The organism is Streptomyces olivochromogenes (assembly GCF_001514115.1).
Classification (GTDB): Bacteria; Actinomycetota; Actinomycetes; order Streptomycetales; family Streptomycetaceae; genus Streptomyces; species Streptomyces olivochromogenes.
Genome location: NZ_KQ948452.1, coordinates 529597 through 547829, shown reverse-complemented (window position 1 = coordinate 547829; position 18233 = coordinate 529597). Strand labels below are relative to the sequence as shown.

Genomic DNA, 18233 nt, shown 5'->3' with positions numbered 1-18233 from the left:
CCCTTCGGCTCACCCGCCGGGTTGATCGCCCCGCATACCTACGCCGACAGCACGCGTGTGTGCAGCGCGGTGACCGCCTTGCGGGCGGAGGTGAACGCGCCGTGCTGCCAGGCGTCGGTGTAGCTGAGCCAGTCGCCCGCGAAGTAGACGCGCCCCGTGGGCTCGTTCAGCGATTTGTAGCGGACGTCGTCGGGGCCGCCGGGGGTGTTGTGCCAGGCGGCCTCGAGATGCGGTGTCTGGCGCCAGTGGTGCGAGAAGGAGGACGCGAGTTCGGTGCGGTACTTCTCACCGTAGATCTTCACCCCGGCCGCCACGGCGCGCTTCTCGCGCTCCTTGGGGGTGAGCTCGGCGTACGAGTCGGCGTCACCGCCGTAGTTGTAGTAGCCGATCATCACGCCGCGCGCGCCGTGGAAGCCGTACGAGGGGTGCCAGATGTGCGTGACGTCCTGGTCGGTCTCGGTGATACCGCCGTAGATGTGGTGATCGAGCTCCCACCAGCGGGAACGGTATTCGAGCCCGATCTTCGCCGCCGACGAGGGGGTGATCGCCTCCAGGGCGCTCTGCACACCGGAGCCGAGGTTGTGCGGGATCCTGGCGAGGATGTTGGGCGGGAGGGCGCCGACGCAGTAGTCGGCGTCGATCACCTTCGTACGGCCTCCCTGGGTGTAAGTGACCGAAACGCCGCTCCCCTTGTCGGTGATTTTGGAGACCACGGCCCCGGTACGGATGCGGTGCTCGCCTATCGCCCTGGTGAGCGCGCGCGGTATCTGGTCCATGCCGCCCACCGGCTGGAACATCAGCATCGCCTGGTCGAAGCCGAACTCGAAGGAGAAGTAGCGGCCGACGCCGGACGCGAGGACGTCGGAGGCCGACGGGACGTCACCGAGGAGCACTCCGGGGGTGCCCGCGGCGGCCGGGACGGTCGTGTATCCGCGGCGCTCGCCGCCCTCGTACGTCAGCTTGTCGCCCAGTTCCCCCCAGTCCTTGAGGAACTCGACCAGCCTCTCCCGGTCGGTGGCGGTCAGCTCCTTGTCCAGGGCTCCCTTGTCGGTGGCCTTGGCGAGCAACTCGGAGACGTAGCCGTACACATCGGCCTTCGCCGTGCGGTACCGCACGGGCTTCTTCATCCCGGCGGACTCGTTGAAGAGGTACGCGTCCGCGTTGACGTTGGTGAACACCTCGATGGGTACGCCGAGTTCGCGGCAGTAGTCGAGGGTGATCATCCACTGGGGGATGCGGGCGGGGCCGCAGTTCATGTACTGGCCGTCGCTGAAGCGGGCCGTCTGCGTGGTGCCGTGGAGGTCGGTGGTGGCGTCGCCGCCGCGGACCGTGAAGTTGCGGCCGCCGGTGCGGCCTCTGGCCTCCAGGACCGTACAGTCGTAGCCCGCCTTGCCGAGTTCGTACGCGGAGGCCAGGCCTGCGATGCCGCCGCCGACTATGACCACCTTGGCGGCGCCGCGGCCGGTGAGGGTGAAGTCGCCCGGCTGCGGGGCGCGGAAGGGCTGTTCGCGCTGGGCCGCCTCGGCCGTGGGCGCGAGGCCGAGGGCTCCCATGGTGGCGAGCATGGTGCCCGCGCCGCCCGTGAGTCCCACGTTGCGCAGGAAGGAACGCCGACTCGTGCCAGGACCGCTCTGAGGTTGTGCCATGACGGGGGCTCCCCTTTCGATCTTGAACGACCGGGGAAGCCTCCCAATGGCTGGTTACGGCCCGTCAGTTACTCGTGTATCCCGCACGTTTCTGCAACCGCACATGTGCGGCCCGCTGGACGGCCGGGGGACGAAGGGGGGAGGAATGGGGAGCAAACGCACTGCGGGCCCGCACCCCGAAGGGTGCGGGCCCGCAGTCACGTGCTACTGGCTAGCGGTGAGCTTTCAGCTCTGGCCGCCGGCGAGCTTCTCGCGAAGCGCAGCCAGGGCCTCGTCCGACGCCAGGGCGCCGGAGGTGTCGTCCGACTCCGAGGAGTACGAACCGCCACCGGAGGCGGCCGGAGCCGCGCTCGTGGAGGTGGCACCCTCGGCCTCGGCCTGAGCGTCGGCCTCGCGGGACTTGATGACCTGAGCCTGGTGCTGCTCGAAGCGCGACTGCGCCTCGGCGTACTGGTGCTCCCACGCCTCGCGCTGGGTCTCGTAGCCCTCGAGCCAGTCGTTGGTCTCGGGGTCGAAGCCCTCGGGGTAGATGTAGTTGCCCTGGTCGTCGTAGGACGCGGCCATGCCGTACAGGGTCGGGTCGAACTCGACCGAGGCCGGGTCGGCACCGAAGGACTCGTTGGCCTGCTTCAGCGAGAGGCTGATGCGGCGGCGCTCGAGGTCGATGTCGATGACCTTGACGAAGATCTCGTCGTTGACCTGGACGACCTGCTCCGGGATCTCCACGTGGCGCTCGGCCAGCTCGGAGATGTGGACCAGACCCTCGATGCCCTCGTCCACGCGGACGAACGCACCGAACGGAACGAGCTTGGTGACCTTACCCGGGACGACCTGACCGATCTGGTGCGTACGGGCGAACTGCTGCCACGGGTCTTCCTGCGTCGCCTTGAGCGACAGGGAGACGCGCTCGCGGTCCATGTCGACGTCGAGGACCTCGACGGTGACTTCCTGGCCGACCTCGACAACCTCGGAGGGGTGGTCGATGTGCTTCCAGGAGAGCTCGGAGACGTGCACGAGACCGTCGACGCCACCCAGGTCCACGAAGGCACCGAAGTTGACGATCGAGGAGACGACGCCGGAGCGGACCTGACCCTTCTGGAGGGTGGTGAGGAACGTCTGGCGAACCTCGGACTGGGTCTGCTCCAGCCAGGCACGGCGGGACAGGACCACGTTGTTGCGGTTCTTGTCCAGCTCGATGATCTTGGCCTCGAGCTCCTTGCCCACGTAGGGCTGGAGGTCGCGGACACGGCGCATCTCGACGAGGGAAGCCGGCAGGAAGCCACGGAGGCCGATGTCGAGGATGAGTCCACCCTTGACGACCTCGATGACGGTACCGGTGACGATGCCGTCCTCTTCCTTGATCTTCTCGATGGTGCCCCAGGCGCGCTCGTACTGGGCGCGCTTCTTCGAGAGGATCAGGCGGCCTTCCTTGTCCTCCTTCTGGAGAACAAGGGCTTCGATCTCGTCACCGACGGCGACGACCTCGTTCGGGTCGACGTCGTGCTTGATCGAGAGCTCGCGGCTCGGGATGACACCTTCGGTCTTGTAACCGATGTCGAGCAGGACCTCGTCCCGGTCGACCTTCACGATGACGCCGTCGACGATGTCGCCGTCGTTGAAGTACTTGATCGTCTCGTCGATCGCGGCGAGGAAGGCTTCCTCGTTACCGATGTCGTTGACCGCAACCTGCGGAGTGGTGGCGGTGGTCTCGGTGCTGCTCGTCATGTGGGAAAGGGCTCCGGTACGGACAGAGAGTCGTAGGTACTGCTTACGCCGGGAGCCCGTTTCGCCCTGTAGAAGCCGGACAGCCAAGGAAGCGCCGAACCCGGTTACCCGGTGGCGCCTCGAAAACCGAGGGGACATACATACAGATGCGAGCGCAGCCTGCTACGTCTGAGGAGCGCAGGCCCGCAGCGCAACTTGTAGCATACGGGGGCAGCCGGGCAGGGTCAATGCGCGAAGGCGCACACCCGGGGCGGATCGCCGCAATCCCGGCACAAAACCTGTCTCACGAGGCCACGCGGGCCATAGGGAACCCCTGCCGTGACACTCCCGAGACCGGTTGGAGCCGCAGACTAATACGAGGGAGCCGATCATCCAAGAGCCCCAGATCCACGAACCGGAACACTCCGAGGTCCGGGAGCCCGAACCCGCCGAGCCGGAGGCGACCCGGCGCGACGCCGGCGTCACGGAGAGCTCCCGCGCCAACCGCGGCTGGTGGGACCGGAACGCGGACGACTACCAGACAGAACACGGCACGTTCCTCGGGGACGACCGTTTCGTATGGGGCCCCGAGGGCCTCGACGAGGTGGAGGCCGAGCTGCTCGGCCCGCCGGAGGACCTCAAGGGCAAGGACATCCTGGAGATCGGTGCCGGCGCGGCCCAGTGCTCGCGCTGGCTGGCCGCCCAGGGCGCCCGTCCGGTCGCCCTTGACCTCTCCCACCGCCAGCTCCAGCACGCGCTGCGCATAGGCGGCGGGGTGCCCCTCGTGGAGGCCGACGCGGGCGCGCTGCCCTTCGCCGACGGCTCCTTCGACCTCGCGTGCTCGGCGTACGGCGCGTTGCCGTTCGTCGCCGACCCGGTGCGCGTCCTGAAGGAGGTCCACCGGGTGCTGCGCCCGGGCGGCCGCTTCGTCTTCTCCGTGACGCACCCGATCCGCTGGGCCTTCCCGGACGAGCCCGGCCCCGAGGGCCTGTCCGTCTCCTCCTCCTACTTCGACCGCACTCCCTACGTCGAGCAGGACGAGGAGGGCCACGCGGTGTACGTCGAGCACCACAGGACGATCGGCGACCGGGTACGGGACGTGGTGGCCGGGGGCTTCCGGCTGCTGGACCTGGTCGAGCCGCAGTGGCCCGCCTGGAACACCCAGGAGTGGGGCGGCTGGTCCCCGCTGCGCGGAAACCTGATCCCCGGTACGGCGATCTTCGTGTGCGTACGAGACTGAACGGGTGATCCGTTACGACGCCCTGGACGCGCTGCCCGTACGCGGCGCCCTGCCCGCCCTGGACGACGCCCTGGAGGACGGCGGCAGCGCCGTGCTCGTGGCGCCGCCCGGGACCGGCAAGACGACCCTCGTGCCGCTGGCTCTCGCCGGACTCCTCGGCGGCCTGGGTGACGGGCGGCCGGCGCGCCGGGTCGTGGTCGCCGAACCGCGGCGGATCGCCGCCCGGGCCGCGGCGCGGCGGATGGCCTGGCTGCTCGGCGAGAAGGTCGGCGAGAGCGTCGGGTTCACCGTGCGCGGGGAGCGGGTCGTGGGGCCACGCACGCGTGTGGAGGTCGTCACGACGGGCGTCCTCCTCCAACGGCTCCAGCGGGACCAGGAGCTCGCGGGCGTCGACGTGGTGGTGCTCGACGAGTGCCACGAACGTCATCTGGACGCCGACACGGTCGCCGCGTTCCTCCTGGACGTACGGGCCGCGCTCCGTCCCGAGCTGCGGCTCGTGGCGGCGTCGGCGACCACGGACGCGGCGGGGTGGGCGCGGCTGCTCGGCGACGCGCCCGTCGTCGCGGCGCAGGGCGTCTCGTATCCGGTGGAGGTCGAGTGGGCGCCTCCGGTACGTCCGGTACGGCCGCCGCACGGCATGCGTGTCGACCCGGCGCTGCTGACGCATGTCGCGTCGGTGGTGCGGCGGGCACTGGCGGAGTGCGAGGGGGACGTCCTCTGTTTCCTCCCCGGGGTCGGGGAGATCGCGCGGGTGGCGGGCGGGCTGGGAGATCTGGGCGGCCGGGTCGACGTGCTGCAGGTGCACGGGCGGGCGCCCGCCGCCGTGCAGGACGCGGTGCTGTCACCGGGGACCGGGGGCCGGCGCCGGGTGGTCCTGGCGACCTCCGTGGCGGAGTCGTCCCTGACGGTTCCGGGGGTGCGGGTGGTCGTCGACTCCGGGCTGGCGCGGGAGCCGCGGGTGGACCACGCGCGCGGGCTGAGCGCCCTGACGACGGTACGGGCCTCGCAGGCGGCCGGGCGGCAGCGGGCGGGGCGGGCCGGGCGTGAGGCGCCGGGGCGGGTGTACCGCTGCTGGACGGAGGCCGAGGACGCCCGTTTGCCGCGATTTCCCGCCCCGGAGATCAAGGTGGCCGACCTGACGGCGTTCGCCCTGCAGGCGGCCTGCTGGGGCGACCCCGGGGCGACGGGGCTGGCACTCCTGGACCCGCCGCCGGGCGGGGCGATGGCGGCGGCGCGGTCCGTCCTGTCGGCGGTGGGTGCCGTGGACGCGGCCGGTCGGGCCACGGAACGGGGTGTGCGCATGTCCCGGCTGGGCCTGCACCCCCGGCTCGCCCGGGCGCTGCTGGACGCGGCCCCCGTGGTGGGCGCCGACCGCGCCGCCGAAGTGGTCGCCCTCCTGAGCGAGGAGCCGCCCCGCGAGTACGGCGACGACCTGGCCGGGGCCTGGAGACTGGCCCGACGCGGCGGCGACGCCTACGCGTCCCGCTGGCGCACCGAATCCCGACGCCTGCGCTCCGCGTCGACGGGACTTTCCCACCCACCCGCCCGGGACAGCGACCGCGGTGACGGGCGCGAAGGTGGTCCGTGGCCGGCCGGCGGCGGCGACGATCGCGTGGTCGCGCTGGTGGCTGCCCTGACGTTCCCCGAGCGGCTCGCGCAGGCGCAGGGCGGCTCCTACCTCATGCTGAACGGCACCCGTGCCGACGTCGGCGACGGCTCGGTACTGCGCGGCGCGCCCTGGCTGGCGGTCGCCGTGGCCGATCGGCCCGTCGGGGCCGGGCACGCGCGTGTGCGGCTTGCCGCCGTCGTCGACGAGGAGACGGCACGGCGGGCCGCGGCGCCCCTGCACACCGAGGGGGACGAGGTCCACTGGGCCGACGGCGACGTGGTCGCGCGGCGGGTCGAACGGCTCGGGGCCGTGGAGCTGGCGGTGCGTCCGCTGAAGAAGGCCGACCCCGGGCTCGTACGGGAGGCGTTGCTCGAAGGGCTGCGGGAGGACGGGTTCGGGCTGTTGCGGTGGTCCCCGGACGCCGAGGGGCTGCGGCGGCGGCTCGCGTTCCTGCGGCTGCACCTGGGCGCCCCCTGGCCCGACGTGTCCGACGACGCGCTCCACGCGCGCGTGGACGAGTGGCTGGAGCCCGAGCTCGGCCGTGCCCGGCGGCGGGCCGATCTGGCGCGGATCGACGCCGGGCAGGCGCTGAACCGGCTGCTGCCCTGGGCCACGGGAGACGCCGCCCGGCTGGACGAGCTCGCGCCCGAGCGGATCGAGGTGCCCAGTGGGTCCAGGATCCGGATCGACTACGCCAACCCCGAGCAGCCGGTGCTCGCCGTCAAACTGCAGGAGATGTTCGGGCTGCACGAGTCACCGGCCGTCGCCGGGGTGCCCGTACTGGTCCATCTGCTCTCGCCCGCCGGGCGCCCGGCCGCCGTCACCGCCGACCTCGCCTCCTTCTGGAAGGACGGGTACAAGGCGGTGCGGGCGGAGCTGCGGGGCCGCTACCCCAAGCATCCGTGGCCCGAGGACCCGGCCACCGCCGAGCCCACCCGGCACACGAACGCGCGGCTCAGGCGTTGACCGGCTCCGGTTCCGCCGCCTCCGTGGGGGCCGGGTCGCCCGGGCGGCGGCTGCGCGCCTCCAGGTAGAGGGAGAGGGACAGCAGAGCCGCGCCCAGGAGCAGGAAGCCCCACGGCAGATACGACGTCAGCAGCAGGATCAGGGTGCGGTTGGACTTGACCAGGGCGACGGTGTGCTTGATGTAGTCCTCGCGCATCTTCACGTGCCCGGCGAAGGCGGTCACCTTGTCGCGGTCCCCGAGGAGGGTGCCGCCCCGCAGCTCCTCCTTGTGGATCTCCTCGCCGTAGACCGGCGCCCCGGTGACCGGTTCCACCCAGAACTTGCGGACGGTCGTGTACCAGCGTGTCGTGCCCGTCTTGGCGACCGACTCCGGGGTGATGCCCTGGACCGGCATGACCTTGGGGAACTTGACCTTCGTCCAGGGGATGGTCTGCTCGAAGTAGTACACCTTGACGCCGCGGAAGGTATGGGTGCCCTTGTAGTGGATGGGGGCCGAGGTGCGGGTCTGCGCGTCGAAGTACTCGTAGTCCCGCTTCTCCGTGTGGAAGGGCCACTTGAACTCGATGCCCTCGCGTGTGACCGGGTCGCCGTCGACGGACTCGCCGGTGGCGTGGACGGGGTCCTGGCTGTGCGCGTCGAAGATGTAGCGCTCAGGGAGCTTGGAGACCATCTTCCCGTCGGGGCCCTGCACATAGGAGAGGCTGTCCCAGACGACGACGTCGCGGCCCGCCGTCCTCTCGATGCGGTCGGAGGCCTCGACGTTGCCCTTCAGGGTCTGCACGATGGTGACCTCGGGGACCTTCTTGGCCTGCATGGTGCCGTAGTCGAGCAGGGTCGCGTCCCTCGCCTCCAGGACCATGTCCTGGTACTGGTTGGCGGGGATCTTCGCCAGCCGCGGGAAGGCGTACCAGCGCAGCAGCGGGGACAGCGCCGCGAAGAACACGGCGAAGGCGAGCAGGATCAGGCTGGCCTTGCGACGCATCTCGGCGTCCCTCCCTGAGAGTTGCGGATGCCCTGAGCGCTACGGGTGCGCGGGCACGGTCGTCAGCAGCGGCTTGGGCGAGGTCTTGCCTGCCGGTGAGCCCATGGCCGTGATCGTGAGCACCAGGGCGAACGCCACGGCGAGACCGGTCGCGGCGGCGATGAGGGCGCGCATGCGGGGCCTCCCGGGGGACGGCGGATCGAGAACTGATACCTCGTCAGATCCGGCACCGTAGCAACGGCGGGGCGAGATGAGAACACATTGCGCACACGAACGAGGGCGCCCCTGCGCCTGTCGGCGGAGGGGCGCCCTTGACGCGCGTACGGCCTACGAGGCGGCCGCGGCGACCTTCAACTCGACCGTCAGCACCGCGCCGCCCGTGGTGTTGACGCGGAGCAGGAACGTGCCGGTCGCGTCGTCCGCGTACAGCTTGGGGAGCTTGAGCACGCCGTCGGCGTCCGTCGTGAGGTCCGTGAGGGTGCGGATCGTCTTGCCGTCCGCGTCCTTGAAGTACGGGCCCTTGTCGTTCTCGGTCGGGTCGTCCGCCGACTTGATGAGCGTCGCGGTGGCCGCGACCTTGCCCGCGACGGCGCCCTTGTAGGTGGCCTTCAGCTCGACCTGGTCGGCGAACTCGCCGCCCGGCACGCAGGTCAGCGCGGTGTCGCCGGTGCGGGTGAGGGTGTCGGCCTGGCGCGGGGTGACGGTGGCCGTGTAGTCGAGGCCGCCCAGCACGCGGCCCACGACGGTGGCGCGCACGGTGAAGTCGCCGGCCTTCTCCCCCGCCACGAGTGCGGGCGCGGTGGCCGTGCCCGCGCTGCCGGTGACGACCGTGGCGACGCTCTCGCCGCCGGTGAACGTGGCGTCCGTGTCACCGATGATCGTGAATCGCACCCGGACCTTCGCCACACCCTTGCTCGCCTTGGACTCGGCCCGCACGGCGACCTTGGCGCCGAAGGCGCTGCCCGCCGTCGCCGTGAGCTTCCCGGTGTCCGCGTCCTCCAGATGGTCCACCGTCTGGGTGGGCGTGGGAGGCGTCGGGCTCGGCGCGGGCGAACTCGGCGCGGGCGGCTTCGGGGTGGGGCTCGTCGAGCCGCCGCTGCCCGGCTTGGGGGTGCTCGGCGTACTCGGTGTGCTCGGCGTACTCGGCGTGCTCGGTGTCGCGGGCGTGGACGGGCTGGGGCTCGCCCCGGGGTCGCTGTTGCTGCTGTGCGAGGGCAGGGTGCCCGTGCCGTCCGGGACCTCGTAGGTGCCCTTGCGGTAGTACTCCAGCCACGACAGAACCGTGTTGAGGTACTCCGTCGAGTTGTTGTAGTTCAGGATCGCGGCGTTCATCTGCGACTGCACGGACAGGTCCCGGTCGAACCGGCACAGGTAGTGGCCGGCCGCGAGCGCCGCGTCGTAGACGTTGTTGGGGTCCTTCTTGCCATCGCCGTTGCCGTCGCGGCCTGCCCACTCCCAGGTGGAGGGGATGAACTGCATGGGGCCCACGGCCCGGTCGTAGGCGGGGTCGCCGTCGTACGCGCCGTTGTCGGTGTCGGCGATCAGCGCGAAGCCGTTGCCGTCGAGCTTGGGGCCGAGGATCGGCGAGTACGTCGTACCGCTCGCGTCGACCCGGCCGCCGCGGGCCTGGCCTGACTCGACCTTGCCGATGGCGGCGAGGAGTTGCCAGGGCAGGTTGCAGCCCGGCTTGGAGGCGCGCAGCTCGGCCTCGGCCTTCTTGTAGGCGTCGAGGACGGTCGCGGGTATGCCGGCCTCGGCCTCGCCCACGGAGACGGTCGTGCCGGTGGTCGGACTCGCCGACGGGCTCGGGTTGGGGCTCTTCAGCGGCGGAAGGTCGGTGTAGTACGGCGAGTCGCCGGTCGCGCCGCCGCCTTCGCCGCCGGTGTTCGCGTCCCCCGATGGCTGGGCGGCGCCGGCGGCCTGTCTGCCGAGGTCGTCGGTGGTCACTCCGGGTGCCTGGGAAGCGGACAGGGCCGCGACCGCGACCGCGGCCACGGCGGTGGTCGTCGCTCCCTTGCGCAGTCTGCCGAAATGCGCCGCCATTGAGTGAACCCCTCCCGTGGACGACCGCCCGCGCACCGCGCGTTCGCTGGCTCAGTGACCCAGGCGACCCTACGACAACTTCCGTCGCCCGGGCACCCGTTCGTGCCCGATTTTCACCGGTTGGCCATGTGGGATTGTCCAAGAGAACACGCACCGCGGGGTGGAGCCCGCGGACATTTTCATACGTCCCTCATACTGGGCGCCGGAGATCACCGGGGCCGACATATCAGACCACCGTCTGCCACAGGGGGACGCTTTGCCCTTCACCCTCAGCCACGCGGCGGCCGTACTGCCCGCCCTGCGCGGCGACGGAAGCGGCCGCGGCCGCCTCGCGCCCGCGGCACTCGTGGCCGGTTCCTTCGCCCCCGACATGACCTACTACGCGGCGAGCGTGGTCCCCGGAGCGATGGAGTTCGGCGACTTCACCCACTCGTTCACGGGTGTCCTCACCTTCGACGTACTCGTCGCCTGCGCGTTGGTGGGTGCCTGGCTGATACTGCGCGAACCCTTGGTGGCGTTGCTGCCACGGGCCCGTCAGGGCGGTCCCGCGACTCTGCTGCGCTGCGGGACACCGCGCGGGCCGGTGCGCTCCTCGGCCGCACTGTGGTGGTACGCCTCCGCGGTGCTCGGCGCGCTGACACACGTCGTGTGGGACGCGTTCACGCACCACGACCGGTGGGGAGTTCGGCTGGTCCCCGTCCTGTCGAGGAACGCCGACGGCACGCCGGTGTTCACCTACGCGCAGTACGGCAGTTCGCTGGTGGGGGCCGTCGTGATCGTGGCCTTCGTGAGCGTCGCGCTGCGCCGGGCGCCCTCGGCCGAACCGGTGGGGGTGCCGGTGCTCTCGCGTTCCGACCGGTGGCTGGCCGCCGCCGTCATCGGCGGCTGCGGGCTGATGGGCGCCGTGCAGCGGGCGTCACGCTGGTGGGCCTACTGGGGCACCCGCGCGAAGCCCTGGGAGTTGATCCCGGCGCTCTGTTTCGGCGCGGGAGCGGGTCTCGTGCTCGGCCTCGCGCTGTACGCCGTCGGGGTCAGGGTGTGGCGCCCCGCTCCGGCCCGTCCCAGCCCCGCACCGGTCCGCGCGGCGCCGAACCGTCCGACACCTCGCTGATCCTGTTCTCCGGAGTGAGCCCCTGGACGGCGCCGCGCCTGCGGCTGAGGCCGCGGTGGACGGCCTGGGCGATGCGCTCGATGGTGCGGACCCCGTACCCCATCGTCGGGTTGTCGTGCGACAGGACGACGATGCGGTACGTGCGGTGGGAGCCGGTGAACACACCGACGCTGTGGACGCGCCAGCCGTGGGTGGACCGGGGCAGCCAGCCGTTCTTGATGTGCGCCTGCAGGCCGCGCGGCATGCCGGCGGGGACGCCCCAGCGCTGGTCGTCACGGACCTGGCTGAGCAGTTTCAGGCCGTAGGCGCGGTTCTTCAGGAAGGAACGGGCACCTGTGAGCACGCCCAGCAGCCGCATCTGGTCGTCGGCCGTGGTGCGGGTCAGGCCCCAGTAGCCGGCCGGGCCGAGCTCGGTGCGGCGCGTTCCGACACGGTCCAGGAAACGGCCGAGGTAGGTGCGGCCCAGGTCGTTCCACAGATGCTGGGTCGCGGTGTTGTCCGAGATCGTGATCATGGGGCGTACGTTGGCGCGCTCCCAGTTCGTGAGGGTGCGCCGCAGCATGTCCGCGCGGCGCAGGGTGGCCTCCATGATCGTGAGCTTGACGACGCTCGCCGAGTCGTACTGACGTTCACTCGCGAAGGAGCAGGTCAGGTCACTGTTGTCGTCGCGCACCGCCACGGCGACGGTGCCCTGGCGTGACGACAGGGCCGCCCCGATGTCGCGGGACATCCGGGCGGCGAGCTCGGGGTTGCGGGTGGAACGGCAGGCCGCGGGCACCTGGGCGGTGCTCGCGCTCGCGGCCACCGCGGGTACCGGCGCGAGCAGCGCCGAGACGACGGCTGTGGCCATGGCCGTGCGACGGTTGAGCATGCTTGTACCCATGCCCGCATCCTTACGGTCCCCTTGCACGGAGGGCGTCTTTCCGAGGGCCACGCGAGTGACGGTTCCCTCCGGGGGTTGAACAGAGCCCCCTCACCCTGCACCTCCGGCCCACCGGAGAGGGCCCATGCCCTACGGGCGACCAACGAAAGAACACCACCCTGCGGGCAGCGCGTACGACGGGGCGGGGGGCGACTTTCCCTGCGGGCAGCGCGCACGACGGGGCTGAGGCAGACATTCCCTGCGGGCGGCTGGCACGACGGGGCGGCGGGGGGCGACTTTCCCTGCGGGCAGCGCGCGACGGGGCTGAGGCGGACATTCCCTGCGGGCGGCTGGCACGACAGAGCGGGGGCCACTTTCCCCGCGGGCGGCTCGCGCGGCGGAGCGCGGGACGGCTTGCGCCGCAAGCGGCGGCGAGGGGGGTGCCCTACGGGCGGGGGCTTCCCCGGAGCGGGGTGGGGCATCTGTCCACACCGGCGCACAATCCGCACGCAGGGCACCCGACGCCGGGAGCGAGCGGAGCCACGACCAGCGCCGCCCGGGAACCGAACCGAACCGAATCGGCCCGGCGCCGGGGCCGAGACCCACAGCCGGGGCCCGCCCGGGACCGGGCCCCGAGGCCGGAACCGACGCCGGGGCTGAGGCCCACGCCGGACCCGGGCCCGAGGCCGGAACCGGGACCGAGGCCGGAACCGGGACCGAGGCCGGAACCGGGACCGAGGCCGGAACCGGAACCCGGGACGCGACGCCCGAGACCGGGGACCGGGACCCGAGACCGGGACCGGCCCGGCGCTGGGCCCCTGGGCCAGGGTTCCAGGGTGGGGACCCTGGGCCGGGGTCGCAGGGTCGGGACCCTGGGCCGGGGTCGCAGGGTCGGGACCCTGGGCCGGGGTTGCAGGGGCTCGTTCGCCGGGGGCTAGTGCGCTGCGGATTCCCAGTCGGGGCCCGCGCCGACGGAGACGTCGAGGGGCGCCCGGAGATGAACGGCGGACGCCATCTCGCGACGGACGAGTTCCTCGGTCCTGGCCCGCTCTCCGGGAGCGATCTCCAGGACGATTTCGTCGTGGACCTGGAGGAGCATGCGGGACTTGAGCCCGGCCTCGCGCAGCGCCCGGTCCACGTTCAGCATCGCGATCTTGACGATGTCCGCTGCCGTGCCCTGGATGGGGGCGTTGAGCGCCATGCGCTCGGCGGCCTCGCGACGCTGCCGGTTGTCGCTGTTGAGGTCGGGCAGATAGCGGCGGCGCCCGAAGAGCGTCGCCGTGTAGCCCGTGGCGCGGGCCTCGTCGACCGCGCGGCGCAGATAGTCCCGTACGCCTCCGAACCGCTCGAAGTACGTGTCCATCAACGCACGCGCCTCACCCGCGTCGATGTTCAGCTGCTGGGAGAGACCGAACGCCGACAGCCCGTAGGCAAGGCCGTACGACATCGCCTTGATCTTGCGTCGCATCTCCGCGTCGACCGCCGAACGCTCGACCGAGAACACCTGTGACGCCACCGTCGTGTGCAGGTCCTCGCCCGACGTGAACGCCTCCAACAGGCCCTCGTCCTCGGACAGATGGGCCATCACGCGCAGTTCGATCTGGCTGTAGTCGGCCGTCATGAGGGACTCGAAGCCCTCACCGACCACGAAGCCGCGGCGGATCGCGCGGCCCTCCTCCGTACGGACCGGGATGTTCTGCAGGTTCGGGTCCACCGACGAGAGCCGGCCCGTCGCGGCCACCGTCTGGTTGAACGTGGTGTGGATGCGGCCGTCCGCGGCGATCGTCTTGATCAGGCCCTCGACCGTCACCCGCAGCCTGGCCTGCTCACGGTGGCGCAGCATGATGACCGGCAGCTCGTGGTCGGTCTGCGTGGCCAGCCACGCCAGCGCGTCCGCGTCCGTCGTGTAACCGGTCTTCGTCTTCTTCGTCTTGGGCAGGTCCAGCTCGCCGAAGAAGACCTCCTGGAGCTGCTTGGGCGAGCCGAGGTTGAACTCGTGCCCGACGGAGGCGTGGGCCTCCTTCACCGCCTGCTGCACAGCGCCGGCGAACATCTGCTCCATGGCTTCCAGGTGCGCCCGGTCCGCCGCGATGCCGTGCCGCTCCAGCCGGGCCAGCAGCGCCGACGTGGGCAGCTCCATGTCGCGCAGCAGCTCGGCCGCGCCGACCTCCGCCAGCTTCTCGCCGAACGCCTCGCCCAGGTCGAGGATCGTGCGGGCCTGCACCATCAGCGCCTCGGCCTCGGCCTGGTCGTCCGCGCCGAAGGCCAGCTGACCGTCGGCCGCCGCGGCGGGCCCCAGCTCCCGGCCCAGGTACTCCAGGGACAGCGCGTCCAGCGCGAAGGAGCGGCGGCCCGGCTTCACCAGATACGCGGCGAGCGCGGTGTCCATGGACACGCCCTCGATCGTCCACCCGTGCTCGGCGAAGACCCGCATCGCGCCCTTGGCGTTGTGCAGCACCTTGGGCTTCTTGGGGTCGGCGAGCCACTTCGCGAACGCGTTCTCGTCGGCCCCGTCCAGCCGCGAGGGGTCGAACCACGCCGCCGCCCCGTCCGCCGCGGCCAGCGCGACCTCGGCCACCGACCCCGAACCCAGCGCCCACGTGTCGACGGTCGCCAGACCCAGGACCGCCTTGCCGTCGTGCTCGGCGAGCCACGGCTTCAGCTCGCCCGCACCCAGCACCGCCCCGTCGAGCTCGACACCCTCGACGACCGGAGCGGCCGCCTCGGCCTCCTCCGTCCCGGGGTCGACCGCGAAGAGCCGCTCACGCAGGGAGGGGTTGCGGATCTCCAGGGTGTCCAGGACCATCACGACCGCCGTACGGTCGTACGCCGCGCGCTCCAGGTCGGTGACCGTCTTCGGGAGCTCGACGTCCTTCACCATCTCCGTGAGACGGCGGTTGAGCTTCACCGCCTCCAGGTGGTCGCGGAGGTTCTGCCCCGCCTTGCCCTTGACCTCGTCGACGCGCTCGACGAGATCCGCGAACGAACCGAACTGGTTGATCCACTTCGCGGCCGTCTTCTCGCCGACGCCGGGGATGCCCGGCAGGTTGTCCGACGGGTCGCCGCGCAGCGCCGCGAAGTCGGGGTACTGCGCCGGCGTCAACCCGTACTTCTCGACGACCTTCTCCGGAGTGAAGCGGGTCAGCTCGGAGACGCCCTTCGTGGGGTACAGCACCGTCGTGTGCTCGGACACCAGCTGGAAGGAGTCGCGGTCACCGGTGACGATCAGGACCTCGAAGCCCTCGGCCTCGGCCTGCGTGGCGAGCGTCGCGATGATGTCGTCGGCCTCGAAGCCGTCGACCGCGAACCGCTGCGCGTGCATCGCGTCCAGCAGCTCGCCGATCAGCTCGACCTGCCCCTTGAACTCGTCCGGGGTCTTCGAACGGTTCGCCTTGTACTCCGTGTACTCCTCGGAGCGCCACGTCTTGCGCGAGACGTCGAACGCCACCGCGAAATGCGTGGGCGCCTCGTCACGCAGCGTGTTCGCCAGCATCGACGCGAAACCATAGATCGCGTTCGTCGGCTGACCCGTCGCGGTCGTGAAATTCTCCGCGGGCAGCGCGAAGAACGCGCGGTACGCCAGCGAGTGCCCATCCATGAGCATCAGCCGCGGACGGCCCGTACCTGCGGTTTTCTCGGTCTTCTTCGATGCTGTTTCTGCCACGCCCCCGATCCTCGCACGCCCCACTGACAGTGCGGACCTCCCGGGACCGGCCACCCTCGTCGTCACCGGCGCATGCGAGGATCGCCGACGTACTTCATACGTGCACGCGAAGGGGTCCCGTGATGGCCAGCAAGCCGCCCAAGAGCGATCCGGTCCAGGACGCGCCGCAGGTCGCCGAGCCGAAGCGCGCCGCGGCCGGGCTGCCCGCCATCGGACACACCCTGCGCATCGCCCAGCAGCAGATGGGGGTGAAGCGCACCGCGCTGACCCTCCTGCGCGTCAATCAGAAGGACGGCTTCGACTGCCCGGGCTGCGCCTGGCCCGAGCCGGAGCACCGGCACACGGCGGAGTTCTGCGAGAACGGCGCGAAGGCGGTCGCCGAGGAGGCCACCCTGCGCCGGGTCACCCCGGACTTCTTCGCCGCGCACCCGGTCACCGACCTGCACGGCCGCAGCGGCTACTGGCTCGGCCAGCAGGGCCGCCTCACCCACCCCATGTACCTGCCCGAGGGCGCCGACCACTACGAGCCGGTCTCCTGGGAGCGCGCCTTCGACATCGTCGCCGAGGAGCTCGCCGCCCTCGGCTCCCCCGACGAGGCCCTCTTCTACACCTCGGGGCGCACGAGCAACGAGGCCGCGTTCCTCTACCAGCTCTTCGCCCGCGAGCTCGGCACGAACAACCTGCCGGACTGTTCGAACATGTGCCACGAGTCCTCGGGCTCCGCGCTCTCCGAGACCATCGGCATCGGCAAGGGCAGCGTCCTGCTCGAGGACCTCTACAAGGCGGACCTGATCATCGTCGCCGGGCAGAACCCCGGCACCAACCACCCGCGCATGCTCTCCGCCCTGGAGAAGGCCAAGGCCAACGGCGCGAAGATCATCAGTGTCAACCCGCTGCCCGAAGCGGGCCTGGCGCGCTTCAAGAACCCGCAGACCCCCCAGGGCATGCTCAAGGGCGCCGCCCTCACCGACCTGTTCCTGCAGATCCGCCTCGGCGGCGACCAGGCCCTCTTCCGCCTCCTGAACAAGCTCGTCCTGGAGACCGAGGGCGCGGTCGACGAGGACTTCATCGCCGAACACACCCACGGCTACGAGGAGTTCGCGGCCGCCGCCCGCGCCGCCGACTGGGACGAGACCCTCACCGCCACCGGCCTCACCCGCGAGGAGATCGACGAGACGCTCCGCCTCGTCCTGTCCTCCCAGCGCACCATCGTCTGCTGGGCCATGGGCCTCACCCAGCACAAGCACTCCGTGCCCACGATCCGCGAAGTGGTCAACTTCCTGCTGCTGCGCGGCAACATCGGCCGTCCCGGCGCGGGCGTCTGCCCGGTCCGCGGCCACTCGAACGTGCAGGGCGACCGCACCATGGGCATCTTCGAGCGCCCCGCCCCGGCCTTCCTGGACGCCCTGGAGAAGGAGTTCGGCTTCGCCCCGCCCCGCGAGCACGGCTACGACGTCGTACGGGCCATCCGCGCCCTGCGCGACGGCGACGCCAAGGTCTTCTTCGCCATGGGCGGCAACTTCGTCTCCGCCTCCCCCGACACCGAGGTCACCGAGGCCGCCATGCGCCGCGCCCGCCTCACGGTGCACGTCTCGACCAAGCTCAACCGCTCCCACGTCGTCACCGGCGCCCGCGCCCTGATCCTGCCCACCCTCGGACGGACCGAGCGCGACCTCCAGGGCAGCGGCGAACAGTTCGTGACCGTCGAGGACTCCATGGGCATGGTCCACGCCTCACGCGGCCGTCTGGCGCCCGCGAGCGAGCACCTCCTGTCCGAGCCGGCCATCGTCTGCCGCCTCGCCCGCCGCGTGCTCGGCGACTCCTCCCGCACCCCCTGGGAGGAGTTCGAGAAGGACTACGCCACGATCCGCGACCGCATCGCGCGCGTGATCCCCGGCTTCCACGACTTCAACGCACGCATCGCCGACCCTGCCGGCTTCACCCTCCCCCACGCCCCTCGTGACGAACGCCGCTTCCCCACGGCCACCGGCAAGGCCAACTTCACCGCCGCGCCCGTCGAGTACCCGAAGCTCCCCGAAGGCCGCCTCCTCCTCCAGACCCTCCGCTCGCACGACCAGTACAACACCACCATCTACGGCCTCGACGACCGCTACAGGGGCATAAAGAACGGCCGCCGAGTGGTCCTCGTCAACCCCGAGGACGCCCGCGCGCTGAACGTCACCGACGGCTCGTACGTCGACCTCGTCAGCGAATGGCAGGACGGCATCGAGCGGCGCGCCGCCGGCTTCCGTGTCGTGCACTACCCGACCGCCCGCGGCTGCGCCGCCGCGTACTACCCGGAGACCAACGTCCTCGTCCCGCTCGACGCCACCGCGGACACCAGCAACACCCCGGCCAGCAAGTCCGTCGTGGTCCGTCTGGAACAATCGGCCACCGACTGAGCGT

11 protein-coding genes are annotated in these 18233 nt (G+C 71.2%); 4 read left to right on the top strand and 7 right to left on the bottom strand.

Annotation, left to right across the window (positions count from 1 at the left end; genetic code table 11):
* Positions 1 to 38: 38 nt before the first annotated feature.
* Both AQJ27_RS08330 and rpsA read right to left on the bottom strand, forming a co-directional pair.
* Positions 39 to 1565 carry a flavin monoamine oxidase family protein gene (locus AQJ27_RS08330; RefSeq protein ID WP_096239819.1) on the bottom strand — a complete coding sequence of 509 codons (1527 nt, stop codon included), beginning with the start codon at positions 1563 to 1565 and terminating at the stop codon, positions 39 to 41.
* A gap of 306 nt (positions 1566 to 1871) precedes the next feature.
* On the bottom strand, positions 1872 to 3371 hold the full coding sequence (gene rpsA / locus AQJ27_RS08325) for a 30S ribosomal protein S1 (protein WP_067364006.1): 1500 nt from the start codon (positions 3369 to 3371) through the stop codon (positions 1872 to 1874).
* 337 nt (positions 3372 to 3708) lie between these two features.
* Between rpsA and AQJ27_RS08320 the strand changes: the two genes are divergently transcribed.
* Together AQJ27_RS08320 and hrpB are read left to right on the top strand one after the other, a co-directional pair.
* Positions 3709 to 4590 (top strand): class I SAM-dependent methyltransferase, encoded by an 882-nt coding sequence (locus AQJ27_RS08320; protein ID WP_425275191.1) that lies wholly within the window; start codon positions 3709 to 3711, stop codon positions 4588 to 4590.
* Positions 4591 to 4594: 4 nt separating this feature from the next.
* Entirely contained in the window at positions 4595 to 7165 is a 2571-nt protein-coding gene (hrpB, locus tag AQJ27_RS08315) for an ATP-dependent helicase HrpB (RefSeq protein WP_067364003.1), read from the top strand.
* Here hrpB and pgfA read toward each other — a convergent pair.
* The 3 genes from pgfA to AQJ27_RS08305 all read right to left on the bottom strand — a co-directional run bounded on the left by pgfA (position 7155) and on the right by AQJ27_RS08305 (position 10190).
* On the bottom strand, positions 7155 to 8147 hold the full coding sequence (pgfA, locus tag AQJ27_RS08310) for a cell envelope lipid trafficking protein PgfA (protein ID WP_067364000.1): 993 nt from the start codon (positions 8145 to 8147) through the stop codon (positions 7155 to 7157). The two genes, hrpB and pgfA, sit on opposite strands and share 11 nt — an antisense overlap.
* 39 nt (positions 8148 to 8186) lie before the next feature.
* Positions 8187 to 8321, bottom strand: coding sequence for an SPW_0924 family protein (locus tag AQJ27_RS55550; RefSeq protein ID WP_107096558.1), 135 nt, complete (start codon positions 8319 to 8321; stop codon positions 8187 to 8189).
* A gap of 153 nt (positions 8322 to 8474) precedes the next feature.
* Positions 8475 to 10190, bottom strand: a complete 1716-nt coding sequence (locus AQJ27_RS08305; protein ID WP_067363997.1) for a lytic transglycosylase domain-containing protein — start codon at positions 10188 to 10190, stop codon at positions 8475 to 8477.
* A 256-nt stretch (positions 10191 to 10446) separates the two neighbouring features.
* Here AQJ27_RS08305 and AQJ27_RS08300 point away from each other — a divergent pair, with 256 nt between their 5' ends.
* Complete coding sequence (locus AQJ27_RS08300; RefSeq protein ID WP_067363994.1) at positions 10447 to 11301, top strand: DUF4184 family protein; 855 nt, start codon at positions 10447 to 10449, stop codon at positions 11299 to 11301.
* Here AQJ27_RS08300 and AQJ27_RS08295 read toward each other — a convergent pair.
* Positions 11222 to 12184: a serine hydrolase gene (locus tag AQJ27_RS08295; RefSeq protein ID WP_096239799.1), complete on the bottom strand. Its 963-nt coding sequence runs from the start codon at positions 12182 to 12184 to the stop codon at positions 11222 to 11224. The two genes, AQJ27_RS08300 and AQJ27_RS08295, sit on opposite strands and share 80 nt — an antisense overlap.
* 913 nt (positions 12185 to 13097) lie before the next feature.
* Positions 13098 to 15827 (bottom strand): DNA polymerase I, encoded by a 2730-nt coding sequence (gene polA, locus AQJ27_RS08290; RefSeq protein WP_067363991.1) that lies wholly within the window; start codon positions 15825 to 15827, stop codon positions 13098 to 13100.
* A 122-nt stretch (positions 15828 to 15949) separates the two neighbouring features.
* On the opposite strand from polA, the gene AQJ27_RS08285 reads away from it, so the two are divergent.
* Positions 15950 to 18229, top strand: coding sequence for an FdhF/YdeP family oxidoreductase (locus AQJ27_RS08285; RefSeq protein ID WP_067363988.1), 2280 nt, complete (start codon positions 15950 to 15952; stop codon positions 18227 to 18229).
* The last annotated feature ends 4 nt before the right edge of the window (positions 18230 to 18233 follow it).

Excerpts from the sequence above, each read along its gene's own strand:
- AQJ27_RS08330 (WP_096239819.1), bottom strand. The coding sequence starts at position 1,565 with ATGCTCGCCACCATGGGAGCCCTCGGCCTCGCGCCCACGGCCGAGGCG.
- rpsA (WP_067364006.1), bottom strand. The coding sequence starts at position 3,371 with ATGACGAGCAGCACCGAGACCACCGCCACCACTCCGCAGGTTGCGGTC.
- pgfA (WP_067364000.1), bottom strand. The coding sequence starts at position 8,147 with ATGCGTCGCAAGGCCAGCCTGATCCTGCTCGCCTTCGCCGTGTTCTTC.
- AQJ27_RS55550 (WP_107096558.1), bottom strand. The coding sequence starts at position 8,321 with ATGCGCGCCCTCATCGCCGCCGCGACCGGTCTCGCCGTGGCGTTCGCC.
- AQJ27_RS08305 (WP_067363997.1), bottom strand. The coding sequence starts at position 10,190 with ATGGCGGCGCATTTCGGCAGACTGCGCAAGGGAGCGACGACCACCGCC.
- AQJ27_RS08295 (WP_096239799.1), bottom strand. The coding sequence starts at position 12,184 with ATGGGTACAAGCATGCTCAACCGTCGCACGGCCATGGCCACAGCCGTC.
- AQJ27_RS08285 (WP_067363988.1), top strand. The coding sequence starts at position 15,950 with ATGGCCAGCAAGCCGCCCAAGAGCGATCCGGTCCAGGACGCGCCGCAG.